Origin of the sequence: Streptomyces sp. NPDC058375, assembly GCF_042723425.1 — a bacterium.
Classification (GTDB): domain Bacteria; phylum Actinomycetota; class Actinomycetes; order Streptomycetales; family Streptomycetaceae; genus Streptomyces; species Streptomyces durocortorensis.
The window spans coordinates 28,969-43,164 of record NZ_JBHXJG010000032.1 but is presented as its reverse complement, the minus strand read 5'-3'; the positions used below and the strand labels follow the sequence as shown (position 1 = coordinate 43,164).

The following is a 14,196-nucleotide window of genomic DNA, read 5'->3' as shown; positions in this document are numbered from 1 at the left end:
CTCCGGCACGGGAAGACGGCGGCACGGGGAGGCGGCCGCGCGTGCACCGGTGGCCCTGGCGGCTCCCGCCCCGCCCGCATAGCGTCTCGCGTAGCAGCCAGCGTCAGCGCGAGAGAGGCCGTCCGTGCCGCACCACACCCACCCGTCCCCGCCCCCGCTCCCGCATCCGGGCCCCGAAGACGCCGCGGCCCGAGCGGAACGCGCCCGGCGTGCCGCGCGCGTCGAGGCCTCCCTCACCGCGCCCGGCGCGCCCTTCGCCGTGGTCGTCGGCGAGCGGGGGACGCCGGAGTACGCGGACGGGCCCCGTACGCTGCGGGAGTTCGTGGAGACCACCTGGGCCTACGGGGACGCGCCGTTCCTGATCGCGGGGGAACGGACGTACTCCTACGGGGAGTTCTTCTCCGCCGCCTCCGCCCTCGCCGTACGCCTGCGGGAGCGGTGCGGGCTGCGCTCCGGCGACCGGGCCGTGATCGCGATGCGGAACCATCCCGAGTGGCAGATCGCCTTCTGGGCCGCCCAGTTGGCCGGTCTCGTCGCCGTACCCCTCAACGCCTGGTGGACCGAGGGGGAGTTCGGCCACGCGCTCGATGACTGCGAGCCCGCCGTGCTCCTCGTGGACGGGGAGCGGCTGGGGCGGGTCGCCGACTGGGCCCGGCGGACCGGGACGCGCGTCGTCCTCTTCCACGGTGCGGGGTGCACGGCGGAGGGCCTGCGCGTCGAGCGGTACGAGGAGTTCCCCGCGCCCGATCCGCTGGCCGCGCCGCCCGACGTGGAGCCCCGGCCCGAGGACGACGCCACGATCCTCTACACCTCCGGCACCACCGGCCGCCCCAAGGGTGCGGTGGCCACCCAGCTCGCCCAGGCCGCGGCCGCCCTCAACCCCCGCTACCACGCGGCGGCCTCCGCACTGGCGCGCGGAGTCATCCCGGGGCAGGGGTCCGCCCCCGTCTCCCTGATGACGTTCCCGTTCTTCCACGTCGCCGCGTTCACCGGCTTCTACGGTGCGATGGCCGCCGGCGGCACCCTCGTCCTGATGCACAAGTGGGACGCGGACGAGGCACTGCGGCTGATCCGTACGCACCGCGTCACGCACTTCGCCGGGGTTCCCGCCACCGGCCTCCAACTGCTGGAGGCCGCGGAGCGGGCGGGAGACGGGCTGGAGAGCCTCACGCTGTTCAGCACCGGGGGAGCGCCCGCCCCGCCCGCCCTGGTCACCCGCCTCACCGCCCGGTACGGGAAGCGCGTCGAGCCCCGCAACGGCTACGGCCTCACCGAGACCAGCGGCGGCGTCCTCGCGCACTTCGGCGACGACTACCGCGCCGAGCCCGGCGGCGCGGGACGGCCCACCCCCGTCACCGAGGTACGGATCGCCGGGCCGTCCGGCGAGGAGCTGCCCGACGGGGAGCCGGGGGAGCTGTGGCTGCGCGGCCAGTCGCTGTTCCGCGGCTACTGGCGCGACGCGGCGGCGACCGAGGAGGCATTCGGCGAGGGCGGCTGGTTCCGTACGGGGGACCTCGCCGTACGCCGCGAGGGGCGGGTCTCCGTCGTCGACCGGATCAAGGACGTGGTGATCCGGGGCGGCGAGAACGTGTACTGCGTCGAGGTCGAGGGTGTCCTGCACGACCACCCCGACGTGGCCGACGCCGCCGTCCTCGGCATCCCGCACCCGGTGCTGGGGGAGGAGGTGGCGGCCGTCGTCCGACTACGCGCCGGCGGCAAAGCCGGAGCCAAAGCCGGGGCCGGAGCCGACGCCAAAGCCGGGGCCGAGGCCGGAGCCGAAGTCACCGCCGAGGCTCTGCGCGAACACGTCGGCGGGAGGCTGGCCGCCTTCAAGGTGCCCGCGCGGGTCCTGTTCACCGACGAGCCGCTCCCGCGCAACGCCACCGGGAAGCTCCTCAAGCACCAGATCCGGATCCGGCTGGAAGAGGCCGCACCCCTCACGGGAGCGTGACCGGCACCCGCCGCGGCCGCACCCCTCAAGGGCGCGTGACCCGCACCCGGTAGTTGCCGTCGTCGTCCTCGTCCAGCACGGATATCCGTACGCCGTTGGCCCGGTCGGTGAAGGTCTGGCCGGGGCGGAACGGGGCGTCCGACAGCTCCGCGTGCACGTTGGGGCGCCGGGTGCAGCCGCCGCTGTCCTCCGTTGCGTCGGCGACGGACACCGGTCCCTGGCCGGTGTCCACGTCGGAGCTGACCTTGTAGATCAGCACGCCGGGCCGGCAGACCGCCTCGTCGTTGCCCGCCGCCGTGCGGACCTCCACGGCGTAGCCGGACTGGGCGCTCAGCGGGACGAAGGCCAGCTTGGTGCCGCCCTCGGTGGCCAGCGGGCCGAGCGTGTGCTCGCTGACGCCCGCCTTCGACGCGCAGCTGACCTGCTCGTTGTCGAGCCAGCCCAGCTTCCACTTGTGCCAGGCCAGGAAGTCGTTGTTGGCCCCCCAGTCCTCGGACATGATGTCCCAGTGCCCGACCGAGCCGCCGCCCTCCATCGTGTAGAGGTCGGGCAGCCCGAAGACATGGCCGTTCTCGTGCGGCAGGACGCGGTAGCCGGTCTCGGCGTATGACCCCGATCCGTCGTCCTGGCGGCTGTAGACGAAGGACGTGTTGGAGAGCGGTACGCCGTCCGCCTCCGGGGCCTCGTCGTTCCCGGAGAAGGTCACCGAGAGCACGGTGTCCAGCGCGGAGGGGCCGGCGTTCGGGCTGACCAGCACGTTCACCAGGTCGTACGCGGAGAAGTCGACCCGGGGGTCGGCGGCCGCGACGATGTCCTTCACCAGCTGGTGGTAGCCCGGCTCGAACGGTGAGCCGCGCTCTATCCCGTACTCCGTGAAGGGCATTGGCATCCGCAGCCAGTCCTTGACGGGGACCTCGGCCCGGTAGACGAGCCGGCCGTAGGAGCTGGTCCTGAACCACTCGGAGGTCTGCGGGAAGAACTCCGCGTACCGGTCCGTCGCGGGTTCCGTCCCCTCCGCGTCCGGGAAGTCGATCATCAGGTTGAGCGCCCTGATCTCGCCGGTAGACCGGGAGTAGCCGGGCGGGGTCGGCAGCCCCTCGGACATCTGTACGCCCATGGTCGCCGAGATCCGGCACGGGGCGAGTGCGGAGTCCTGGGCGGTGGCCGCCGGCCCGGCCGAGGCGCGGCCGCCGGAGTGGAGTGTGGTGCTGGCCGAGGCCATGGCCGCTACGACCAGCGCGGTCGCTCCGGCCAGGGCGACCGGGCGGCGGTGTCTGCGTATCCGGTGGCGGGGCTGCTGCATAGAGGCGCCTTCGGGGTCCGCGGCAGCCGGCCGACCCCTGACTGCGCTCTGGCGATCAGCCTCTGCCGGGTGGTCCGGGGCCGCTCGCTGGGTGCGCCGATCGGAGGGTTTTCCTCCGAAATGATGTGACTCAGGCCACAAGGGAGTGGGAAATAAGCGGGGATCCTTTCCCCGTTTGCATACCTGTCCCCGCTAAACGGGGAAACGATCCCCGGTTACGAACGGGGGTCGACCGACTACACGCAGGGAAGGGGGAGGGCCGCAGTGGAGACCGTCGCCGAGAGCGCGGTGCAGCCCGTCACGGGGTCGGCCGCGGAGGCCGTCACCCGTAACGCGGTGCAGCCCGTCACCGGGAAGGTTGCAGAGGCCGTCACCGGTAACGCGGTGCGGCCCGTCACCGGAAAGGCCGCGGAGGCCGTCGCCGGGAAGGGCACCGCACCGGCGGCACCGTGCCGTGCGCCCCGCCCCCGGGCCGACGCGCTGCGCAACCGCGAGCGGATCATCGCGGCCGCACGCGAGCTGTTCGTCGAGTTCGGCCCGGATGTGCCGCTGGACGACGTCGCCCGCCGCGCGGGTGTCGGCAACGCCACGCTCTACCGCAACTTCCCCGACCGCGCCGCCCTCACCCATGAGGTCGTCCTCGCGGTCACCTCCCGCACCACCCTGCGGGCCGAGGAGGCCGTCGCCGCGGAGTCCGACCCCTTCGCCGCGCTCAGCCGCTTCGTGCACGCGGCCGCCGACGAACGCATCGGCGCCCTGTGTCCGATGCTCTCCGGCGTCTTCGACAAGGACCACCCCGACCTGCTCGCCGAGCGTCGGCGCCTCGAAGAGGCCGTCGAAGGCCTCGTGGCGCGCGCCCAGTCCGCGGGGCGGCTGCGCACCGACATCGCCGTCGGTGACGTACTCGTCGCCCTCTCCCAGCTCACCCGGCCGCTCCCCGGCATCGCCTGCCAGGGCATCGACCGGTTCACCCACCGCCATCTGCAGTTGTTCCTGGACGGCCTGGAGACCCCGGCCCGCTCCGAACTGCCCGGCTCGGCGGCGACCTTGGAGGATCTGCGGCGCCCCTGACGCCCGCACCGACCTGAACCTTCCCGGACCCGCCGACTCCATCGGCCTCATCGTCCCGCCCCACCCGAACACCGGCCCGTACGTCCCTGTCACGCGCGGGCGGCCCACGTCACCGTCGCGCGTACGCCAGAGCACGTACCGCCGACGCCCACTTCGCGACGCCTCGGCGCCCTTTCACGTCCTTAGGTGGCTACACCCATGTCAAAAACGTCCGGCATGCCACGCCTGGCCGACACCGCCCTTCCCGATCCGAGCCGCTGGAAAGCCCTCGCCTTCATCGCGCTCGCCCAGCTCATGGTCGTCCTCGACGCGACCATCGTGAACATCGCGCTGCCCTCCGCCCAGACCGACCTCGGCATCTCCGACGGCAACAAGCAGTGGGTCATCACCGCCTACGCCCTCGCCTTCGGCGGTCTCCTCCTCTTCGGCGGCCGGATCGCCGACCTCTGGGGGCGCAAGCGCACCTTCGTCGTCGGCCTGATCGGCTTCGCGCTGGCCTCCGCGCTCGGCGGGGCCGCCCAGAACGAGGCGATGATGTTCGGCTCCCGGGCCCTCCAGGGTGTCTTCGGCGCCCTGCTCGCCCCGGCCGCGCTCTCCCTGCTCGCCGTGATGTTCACCGACGCCAAGGAGCGCGCCAAGGCCTTCGGCATCTACGGGGCCATCGCCGGTGGCGGTGGCGCGGTCGGGCTGATCCTCGGCGGCTTCCTCACCGAGTACCTCAACTGGCGCTGGACGTTCTTCGTCAACATCCCGTTCGCCGTCGTCGCCGCCGCAGGCGCGTACTTCGTCATCCGCGAGCCCTCCGGCGCCCGCAACCGCGCACCGCTGGACATCCCCGGCGTCGTGCTCTCCACGCTCGGCCTGGTCGCCCTCGTCTACGGCTTCACCCGCGCCGAGTCGGCCGGCTGGTCGGACGGGCTCACCGTCTCCATGTTCATCGCCGCCGCCGCGCTGCTGATCGCCTTCGTCCTCACCGAGGCGCGCGTGAAGTCGCCGCTGCTGCCGCTGCGCGTCCTCACCGAGCGCAACCGCGGCGGGGTCTACCTCTCGCTGGGGCTCGCCATCATCGCGATGTTCGGGCTGTTCCTCTTCCTGACCTACTACCTCCAGGTCGTGAAGGGCTACTCCCCGGTCAAGACCGGCTTCGCGTTCATGCCCATGATCGTGGGCATGATCACCGGCTCCACCCAGATCGGCACCCGGCTGATGACCCGGGTTCCGCCGCGCCTGCTGATGGGGCCCGGCTTCCTGGTCGCCGCGGTCGGCATGCTGTTCCTGACCCAGCTGGACCTGAACACCAGTTACGCGGCCGTCATCCTGCCCGGCATGCTGCTGCTCGGCCTCGGCATGGGTACGGCGTTCATGCCGGCGATGTCCCTGGCCACGCACGGTATCGAGCCGCGTGACGCCGGAGTGGCCTCCGCGATGGTCAACACCTCGCAGCAGGTCGGCGGCGCCATCGGCACGGCTCTGCTGAACACCATCGCCGCGAGCGCCACCACCGCGTACGTCGCCGATCACGCGGCCGGCGCCACGGACCCGCAGCTCCTGCAGCTCCAGGCCATGGTCAGCGGTTTCGCCGCCGCGATCTGGTGGGCGGTCGGCATCCTCGTCGCCGCGGCCGCCATCGCGATCGCCCTCATCAACACCGGCCGCCCCGGAACGGGGTCGGGCGGCACGGAGAGCGCGTCCGAGGCGGGTGCCGAGGAGGAGTTCAAGATCCCGGTGGTCGCCCACTGACGACCGTCACCGGCCGTCCCTCGACGGCGGCCGGCCCTTGACGAGGGCCGGCCCCTGATCTGCCCTTCTGCCCTGGTTCCGCTCAGCGGAGCCAGGGCAGATCCGCGTCCGTGCCCTCCGGTTCCAGACCGGTGGCGAGCGTCCGCATGATCTCCCCGAGGCTGCTCACCTGCTCGGGCGTGAGCCGGTCGAACATCGCCTGCCGTACGGCCTCCACATGGCCCGGAGCCGACCGGCGCAGCATGTCGAGGCCGTCCTCGGTGAGCACCGCGTTCTGGCCGCGTTTGTCGGAGGGGCAGTCCTCGCGGCGCACCCAGCCGTTCTTCTCCAGCCGGGCGATGGCGTGCGAGAGCCGGGAACGGGTGATCTTCGCGTTCCGGGCCAGCTCCGTCATCCGCATCCGGCGGCGGGGGGCCTGGGAGAGCTGGACGAGCAGCCCGTAATAGGTGTGCGGCATACCGGCATCGCGCTGCAACTGGCGGTCGAAGTGATCCTCCAGCAGCGTGGTGGCATGCAGATAGGCGCGCCAGACGCGCTGCTCCTCGTCGGTGAGCCAACGCGGTGCGCTGGTGGATGCCGTGGTCATGGACTCCACTGTACGACCTTTTCTTGAAAGTTTAACTAGATAGAGCTAAGGTCTCCACAGCTAGGAACTTGAAGATTCAAGAAGCCTGCCCCAGGAGGCCCCGCAGGGGATCCGAAGGAATTCCCGCAGAGTCCCGCAGGACCCCTGAACAACGATCCCCCGGATGACCTCGGGGAATTCCTGCTCTGACGAACTCGTGACCGGAACCAGTGCCCTGTGCATCCAACGCGGTGCCCGGCGCCCCGAGTTCCGCGTCCAGTGGATGGGGAGTGCCATGACAGCCACCGCGGAGCGCATGCCCGCCCTCTACCTCTCGCACGGCGCGCCGCCGCTGGCCGACGACCCCGTCTGGCCCGGCGAACTCGCCGCCTGGTCCGCGGGTCTGCCCCGCCCCCGCGCGATCCTCATGGTCTCCGCCCACTGGGAGGAGGCCCCGCTCGCGCTGGGAGCCACCGAGACGATGCCGCTCGTGTACGACTTCTGGGGCTTCCCTGAGCACTACTACGCGGTGCGGTACGGAGCCCCCGGCGCGCCGGGGCTCGCCGACAGCGTCCGCAAGCTGCTGCGCGGCGCCGGTACGTCGGTCCAGGACATCCCGGACCGGGGCCTCGACCACGGCGCGTACGTACCGCTGGTGGAGATGTTCCCCGACGCCGACATCCCCGTACTGCAGATCTCCCTGCCCACCCTCGACCCGCAGAAGCTGATGGACGTCGGACGCAAGCTCGCCCCCCTGCGCGACGAGGGCGTGCTCATCGTCGGCAGCGGCTTCTTCACCCACAACCTGGCCGCGCTGCGGCACACCGGCGGCGGGGTTCCCGGCTGGTCGGCGGAGTTCGACGACTGGGGCGACCGCGCGCTGCGGGCCCAGGACATCGACGCGCTGATCGACTTCGAGCACACGTCCCCGGCCGGGAAGCTGGCCCACCCCCGCACCGAGCACTTCGCACCGCTGTTCGTGACGCTGGGCGCGGCGGAGGGCGAGCTGGACCGGGGGCGGAGCGTCATCGACGGCTTCTGGATGGGGCTGGCGAAGCGCTCGGTGCAGTTCGGCTGAGGGGCGAGACCCCCTACACCGGCGGGTTCAGCTCGATCGCGCGCCGGGCGGCGGAGAACGCGAGCGCGTCGCCCACATCCAGAGCCGTGTCGGTGAACTTGATGGTGTGGTCGTCCCCGTGTGCCGCCGCCCGGGCGAACAGCTCCGAGGCGTTCGTCGCATCCGTGGCCCCCGCAGGGGCCGGGGCCGCGTCCCGGGGCGCGTAGGCGGCGGTGACCGCCGCGCTCGCCGCCCAGGCGGCCCGCAGGCTGGGCGCCCACAGCTCGCCGGGCAGGGCGGGCAGGGTGCGCAGGACCGCGTTGGGCGCGGTCGCCGCGTGGACCAGCATGATCGGCGCGCCGTGCGCGTGGGTCGCGTACCGGTGCGTGGAGGCCCGCACCAGCTCCCGGAGCGCGGACCGGGCCGCCTCGGCGGACGCGGTCTCCCGGGCCGGGGCGGGTTCCCGGGCCGGGGCGGGTTCCCGGGCCGGCGCGGAGGCGGAGCCCTGCCCCGGTCCTTGCTCGGCAAGCCGCCCCGGCTCTTGCCCGGGAAGCGGTCCCGGCCAGTCCGGGAAGGCGGTCAGCTGCGCGAACCGGTCCCGGATGCCGCCGCTCTGCTCGGGCACCAGTGGCACCCGGTCCAGCGCCGCCGCCGCGCTCGGGGCCGGGCCGAGCGAGGTCAGGGCGGGGAGCGGCTGATGCCGGGCGGCCCAGTAGCCGAGGGCGTGGGCCAGCTCCCGGACGCGCGGGGCACTCTCCTCGCCCGCCAGCAGGGTCCGTACGGAGTGGCCCACCCGGATCACCGGATGCGTGGCGCCCGCCGCGATGCCCGGCAGCAGCCGGGGCCACCACTCGACGAGGACGTCACGCCAGGGACGCTCGGCCGTCTCCCGCTCGAAGTACACCGTCCAGTCGGCGACGCGGCGCGGGTCGCCCAGCGCCTCGTGCCAGTTCCGCACGGTCACGGGGGTGCCGGTGCCGACCGGCATCTCCTCCAGCTTCGGGCCGTAACGGTCCAGCCAGCGGTGTACGGCCGCCGCCCGGCCGTGCCGGACCAAGGCCTCCACGGCCATCGGCGCGTGATTGCTGAGCCAGCCGTCGCGCTCCGGCCCCGAGAGGTGGATGCGCTCCAGTGCTTCGTCGAGGGTGCCCGTGGTGTCGTCCATGCCGATCACGCTAGGCACGCGCGGGCCGGAGCGGATCGGGCTGCGGCCCCGGCCGGCCTCGGTCCGGGGCCCCGGACCGCCGGCCCGCGGTTACCGGCCGGATCGGGCGGTGGCCCTAGGTCCCAAGTGCCGGCTCCCGGGCCCTGCGGTCTCCGGCCCGGCACATCGCGGGCGCCCCGAGCGGCGCTGAGCAACCCGAACGCCACCCAATCCGTCTTCCGGAGCGGGAGCACGGCCCTCCGGGCGGTGGGCCGGTGGGCCGGTGGGCCGGGGCCGGTCGGTCGGTCGGCCGGTCGGGGGAGGAGAGGGGCGCGTGGATGACCGCGGTCTCATAGGCGCGCCGATTCCGGGTACCCGGCCGGAGAGCCGGAAAGGGGTCCGATCGCCCCCGGCACCGGCTCTGACCTGCGCGTCCGGCGGAATCCGGGAGCGACGTCCAGCGGTTCGAGCCGGACAGGGTACTGCATGATCACGAAAATGAATGTGCCGCATGGGAATTCTGTCCGGATTCCAGTCGTTGTTTCCATCGGATGCAGGGCACCCGAAAGGGTGTCGCGACCTACTCAGCAAGGGAGCTCGCATGGCAACCCGTGCCGTCGCCCGTCGTACGTCCGCCGCCTCCGGTGGGACCGACCGGGCAAGCAGTGTTCGCGCCGTGGGCGGGGAGATCGCCGATCGCGACCTGGTCGGCATGTACCTGGACGAGATCGCCCGCACACCGCTGCTCGACGCCGCCAAGGAAGTCGACCTCTCGCAGACCATCGAGGCGGGCGTCTACGCCCAGCAGATCCTCGACGGCGAGGTGGAAAGCGCCGCCGGTGACGCGAAGCGTGAGGAGCTGGAGGCGCTGGTCGCCGAGGGCGAGCGCGCCAAGGACATATTCATCCGTTCCAACCTCCGGCTCGTCGTGGCCGTGGCCCGCCGCTACCCGCGCGCGGGACTCCCCCTGCTCGACCTGATCCAGGAGGGCAACGCGGGCCTGGTGCGCGCGGTCGAGAAGTTCGACTACGCCAAGGGCTTCAAGTTCTCCACGTACGCGACCTGGTGGATCCGGCAGGCCATCACCCGGTCCATCGCCGACCAGTCCCGCACGATCCGGCTTCCCGTCCACCTGGTGGAGGAGCTCGGCCGGATCCGCCGCGTCCAGCGCGAGTTCAACCGCGAGCACGGGCGCGACCCGGAGCACGCGGAGATCGCCGCCGAGCTCGACTCCAACGCCGAGCGCGTCGGCAACGTCCTGGACTGGGCCCGCGACCCGGTCAGCCTCAACATGTCCGTGGACGACGACGGCGACACCCAGTTCGGCGACCTGCTGGAGGACACCTCCGCCGTCTCGCCCGAGCAGTCGGTGATGACCCTGCTCCGCAGTGAGGAGCTGGAGGACCTGATCGGCAAGCTCGACAACAGGACCGCCTCGATCATCAAGATGCGGTACGGCATCGAGGACGGGCGCGAGCGGACCCTGACCGAAGTGGGCAAGCAGCACGGCCTCACGCGGGAGCGGATCCGCCAGATAGAGAAGCACGCACTGCTCGAATTGAAGCGGATGGCTCACGACACGGGCTTTGACGCTGCGGCGTGAGCCAATAACCCGTAATCTCCCCATCAAGCCGGTTCGCACCGGCCGACCGACCGGGTCATTCCGGTCACCCGACCGGTTTTTCACCGGTCCCTGAGCTGAGCCCCGGCGCCCACCCCCCCCGGCGTCGGGGCTCACCCCTGTTCAGGGGAGCCCGCGAGCCGGCCCCCTCCGGCCCCTCGCCCTCCGGCCCCTCGCCCTCCGGCCCCTCGCTCTCCGGCCCCTCGCCCTGGCCGGGGCGGGCGGCACGGGTCAGCCGGGCGCCGAGGGTCTCCAGGTACGCCACCAGCTGCGGCGGCCCGTGTACGGAGAACTCGCAGTCCACCAGCGCCAGCCGCAGCGCCACCCACTCCAGCGAATCGGCGCACGAGGCCCGCAGCCGGCAGCCGCCCTCCCCGTCCGGCACGGGCGCGCCGAGGATCCCGGGCAGCCGCGCCGCCACGAACTCCGCCGGCGCCCCGAACCACACATCGAGGAGCAGCTCCGGCTGCATCCGCCGGATCGACCGCGCCAGGAACCTCGCCGCGTCCCCGCCGCTGCCGCCGCTCTCCGCATCACGCCCCGCGCCCTCGCCGCCGCGCCCCGCGCCCTCGACCGGCAGCGGTCTCGGCGTGAACCGCGCCCCCGTCGCGTACGGCTCGCCGACCCGGTCGACCCGGAACGTACGCCAGTCCTCCCGGCCGATGTCGTACGCCACCAGGTACCAGCGCTGCCCGGTGCTCACCAGCCGGTACGGCTCGACCTGCCGCTTCGTCCGGGCGCCGTCGCCGCTGCGGTACGTGAACCTCAGCCGCTCCCGCCCGGTGGCCGCCGAGGCCAGCGTCGTCAGGGTCCGCGGGTCGATGGTGGCGCCGTCGCCCCGGGTCAGCGGCACCGTGGCGTTCTGGAGCACGGAGACCCGGTGCCGCAGCCGGGAAGGGAGCACCTGTTCCAGCTTCGCCAGCGCTCGTACGGAGGCCTCGTCGACGCCCTCGATCGCGTGCCCCGCCCCGGCCCGCAGCCCGACCGCGATGGCCACCGCCTCCTCGTCGTCCAGCAGGAGCGGCGGCATGGCGGCGCCCGCCACTAGCCGATAGCCGCCCACCGAGCCGCGCGAGGCCTCGACCGGGTAGCCGAGGTCGCGCAGCCGGTCGATATCCCGGCGGATCGTGCGCGGGCTGACGTGGAGCCGCTCGGCCAGCTCACCGCCCGGCCACTCGCGGGGGGCCTGGAGGAGCGACAGCAGTTTCAGCAGGCGTGCGGGGGTGTCGGACATGGCCCCAGGATGCCGAACCATCAGGTCATGATCTGACCTAATGGCTGCCTAGGTTCCTCCCATGCCTTCTTCCGCACCCCCGCCTCCCACGGCGGCGCACCTCGCACCGTCCGCCCCGCCCGTACCGCCCGCCCCGGTGAAGACACCGGCCGCGCCCGCGCCCGCCCCGGCCGACCGGCGTCGCTGGTTCGCGCTCGCCATCGTGATGACCGCGGCGTTCATGGACCTGGTCGACGTCACGATCGTCAACATCGCGATCCCCAGCATCACGCGCGAGACCGGGGCCTCCGTCTCCGCGATCCAGTGGATCACCGCCGGTTACGCGCTCGCGTTCGCCGCCGGGCTGATCACGGGCGGCCGGCTCGGCGACATCTACGGGCGCAAGCGGCTGTTCCTCATCGGGATCGGCGGGTTCACGCTCGCCTCGGCTCTGTGCGGCTTCGCGCCCGGCCCCGACATCCTGGTCGCCGCCCGCATCCTCCAGGGCGCGACGGCGGCCCTGATGGTGCCCCAGGTCCTCTCGATCGTGCACGCCACCTTCCCGGCCCACGAGCGCGGCAAGGTCTTCGGCCTCTTCGGCGCGGTCGTCGGGCTCGGCGCGGTCTCCGGTCCGCTGCTGGGCGCCCTGCTCACCGAGTGGGACCTCTTCGGGCTCGGCTGGCGGCCGATCTTCTTGATCAACCTGCCCGTCGGCATCGCCGGGCTGATCCTCGGCGCGAAGTTCATCACCGAGTCCAAGGCCCCCAAGGCGGTCCGTCTCGACCTGCCCGGCGTCGCCCTGATCACCCTGGCCATGCTGATGCTCATCTACCCGCTCACCCGGGGGCACGAGCTGGACTGGCCGCTCTGGGGCCATCTGTCCATGGTGGGCAGCCTGTTCGTCTTCGCGGCGCTGGTCGCCCACCAGCGGCGGAAGGCGCTGACCGACGGCTCGCCGCTGATCGAGCTGTCCCTGTTCCGGGTGAAGAGCTTCGCCGCAGGCATCGCCGTGCAGCTGACCTTCGGCATCGGCCTCGGCATCTTCTTCCTGGTCTGGACCCTCTACATGCAGACGGGCCTCGGCTGGAGCGTGCTGCGCGCCGGCACGACGGGCATCCCGTTCTCCGTAGCCGTCTCGGTGGCCGCCGGAATCTCCGTGCAGAAGCTGGTGCCCCGCTTCGGCCGCAAGGTCCTCCAGGCCGGAGCGCTTCTCATGATCGCCGGGCTGCTGATTTACCTCTGGGAGAGCGAGCAATACGGCATGGGCATCACGTCCTGGCAGATGGCCGTCCCGCTGGTGGTCATGGGCGTCGGGATGGGGCTGATCGTGGCTCCGCTGACGGACGCGGTGCTCTCCGAAGTACCCAAGGAGCATGCCGGTTCGGCGTCCGGCCTGATCAACACCGTGCAGCAGATGGGGACGGCGCTCGGCCTCGGTCTGGTGTCCGTCGTCTTCTTCGGCGCGGTCGGCGACCGGACGGTTCCGGAGGCGGTCGGCCCGGCGTTCGTCGACGCGTTCCAGCAGTCGCTGTGGTGGGTGGTCGGGGTGCTCTCGGTGATCTTCCTGGTGATGTTCGCCCTGCCCGCCCGGCCGCGCGCCCACGTGGAGGGCGACGCGAACTGACCGGCACGGCAGCGCGAACTGACCGGCACGGCAGCGCGAACTGACCGGCACGGCAGGGGGATCGGGCCGGGTCAGCAGATCCGGGTGCGGCTCTCCATCGCCGCGCGGGCAGTGTGCTCGTCCTCGTACACCTCGCACATGTGGCGGCCGTCCGGCGTCGCCGTGTGCTCGACCTCCCACAGGCTCGTCTCGCTGCCGTCCAGCAGCAGGAACGCGTGCTCGTAGAGCGTGAACCCGGCGGGCCGGCCGTCGACGTGGCACTGACGCCCGAAGATCTGGGTGATGTGGTGGGCGAAGGCGGACCGGAGCAGCCGCGCCTTCCGCTCGCCCGGCCGGTCGTCGTTCTCCGCGCGGCGCAGTACCCGGCGGGCGTGGTCCGCGGAGTTGTCGGGGGCGTACGTCCGGGGGAGCGGGGTCGGCGGGGCGGACATCAGGACCGTCAGCATCTCCAGTTCCCCCTGCGCCTCCCGCATCCCCTCGTCGCCGAAGGCCGGGGAGTCGCAGAGGCTCCCGGCGAGCCGGGACGCGGCGATGCGGGCGTCGCCCTCGTCGTCGTACAGCTCGTGCCGGCGCGGGGCCCGCACGTCCCGGCCTCCGCTTTGCACCAGCTCCCACAGGGTGAGGGCGGAGCCGTCGGCGAGGAGATACGTGTGACGGTAGGTCTCGCGGTGCAGTACGGAGCTGTGGTGCGAGGAGTGCAGCGAACTGCTGTGGGCGAGCGCGGTGCCGAGACGGTCGACCGTGCTGTCGGGGAGGTCGAAGGAGTTCAGGGCGCGTCGCAGGAGTCGGTCGAGGTGGTGCTCGGTTGTCTCGTACGGATCGCTCAAGGTGGTGTCTCCAGGCCGTCGCCGCGTGTCACTTGATGCGTGCTTAACGTAGTCCCTGGGTCCGACATCGTGACCGGGGT

At 72.4% G+C, this 14,196-nt stretch carries 11 protein-coding genes; 6 read left to right on the top strand and 5 right to left on the bottom strand.

The genetic code is table 11. The features are described from left to right. Positions 1-124: 124 nt before the first annotated feature. Positions 125-1,951, top strand: coding sequence for a class I adenylate-forming enzyme family protein (locus tag ACFWM7_RS08355; RefSeq protein ID WP_383256615.1), 1,827 nt, complete (start codon positions 125-127; stop codon positions 1,949-1,951). A 25-nt stretch (positions 1,952-1,976) separates the two neighbouring features. Here ACFWM7_RS08355 and ACFWM7_RS08350 read toward each other — a convergent pair whose 3' ends face one another. After that, positions 1,977-3,254 (bottom strand): M6 family metalloprotease domain-containing protein, encoded by a 1,278-nt coding sequence (locus ACFWM7_RS08350; protein ID WP_383256612.1) that lies wholly within the window; start codon positions 3,252-3,254, stop codon positions 1,977-1,979. A gap of 384 nt (positions 3,255-3,638) precedes the next feature. Here ACFWM7_RS08350 and ACFWM7_RS08345 point away from each other — a divergent pair, with 384 nt between their 5' ends. After that, positions 3,639-4,325, top strand: a complete 687-nt coding sequence (locus ACFWM7_RS08345) for a TetR/AcrR family transcriptional regulator (protein WP_383256623.1) — start codon at positions 3,639-3,641, stop codon at positions 4,323-4,325. Between the two features lie 216 nt (positions 4,326-4,541). After that, complete coding sequence (locus tag ACFWM7_RS08340; RefSeq protein ID WP_383256621.1) at positions 4,542-6,065, top strand: MFS transporter; 1,524 nt, start codon at positions 4,542-4,544, stop codon at positions 6,063-6,065. Between the two features lie 82 nt (positions 6,066-6,147). On the opposite strand, the gene ACFWM7_RS08335 is transcribed toward ACFWM7_RS08340, so the two are convergent. Then, a complete protein-coding gene (locus ACFWM7_RS08335) occupies positions 6,148-6,660 on the bottom strand; it encodes a MarR family winged helix-turn-helix transcriptional regulator (RefSeq protein WP_383256609.1) in 513 nt (170 codons plus the stop codon). Positions 6,661-6,925: 265 nt separating this feature from the next. Between ACFWM7_RS08335 and ACFWM7_RS08330 the strand changes: the two genes are divergently transcribed. Further along, positions 6,926-7,708 carry a dioxygenase gene (locus ACFWM7_RS08330; protein ID WP_383256606.1) on the top strand — a complete coding sequence of 261 codons (783 nt, stop codon included), beginning with the start codon at positions 6,926-6,928 and terminating at the stop codon, positions 7,706-7,708. A gap of 13 nt (positions 7,709-7,721) precedes the next feature. Here ACFWM7_RS08330 and ACFWM7_RS08325 read toward each other — a convergent pair whose 3' ends face one another. Further along, entirely contained in the window at positions 7,722-8,852 is a 1,131-nt protein-coding gene (locus tag ACFWM7_RS08325) for a questin oxidase family protein (RefSeq protein WP_383256603.1), read from the bottom strand. Between the two features lie 580 nt (positions 8,853-9,432). Here ACFWM7_RS08325 and ACFWM7_RS08320 point away from each other — a divergent pair. Then, positions 9,433-10,434, top strand: coding sequence for an RNA polymerase sigma factor RpoD/SigA (locus ACFWM7_RS08320; protein ID WP_383256599.1), 1,002 nt, complete (start codon positions 9,433-9,435; stop codon positions 10,432-10,434). A 64-nt stretch (positions 10,435-10,498) separates the two neighbouring features. Here the strand turns inward: ACFWM7_RS08320 and ACFWM7_RS08315 are convergent, their stop codons facing one another. After that, entirely contained in the window at positions 10,499-11,686 is a 1,188-nt protein-coding gene (locus tag ACFWM7_RS08315; protein ID WP_383256597.1) for a helix-turn-helix transcriptional regulator, read from the bottom strand. Positions 11,687-11,747: 61 nt separating this feature from the next. Here ACFWM7_RS08315 and ACFWM7_RS08310 point away from each other — a divergent pair, with 61 nt between their 5' ends. Continuing rightward, on the top strand, positions 11,748-13,289 hold the full coding sequence (locus tag ACFWM7_RS08310) for an MFS transporter (RefSeq protein ID WP_383256595.1): 1,542 nt from the start codon (positions 11,748-11,750) through the stop codon (positions 13,287-13,289). A 71-nt stretch (positions 13,290-13,360) separates the two neighbouring features. On the opposite strand, the gene ACFWM7_RS08305 is transcribed toward ACFWM7_RS08310, so the two are convergent. After that, entirely contained in the window at positions 13,361-14,116 is a 756-nt protein-coding gene (locus tag ACFWM7_RS08305) for a DUF6227 family protein (RefSeq protein ID WP_383256593.1), read from the bottom strand. Positions 14,117-14,196 lie beyond the last annotated feature (80 nt).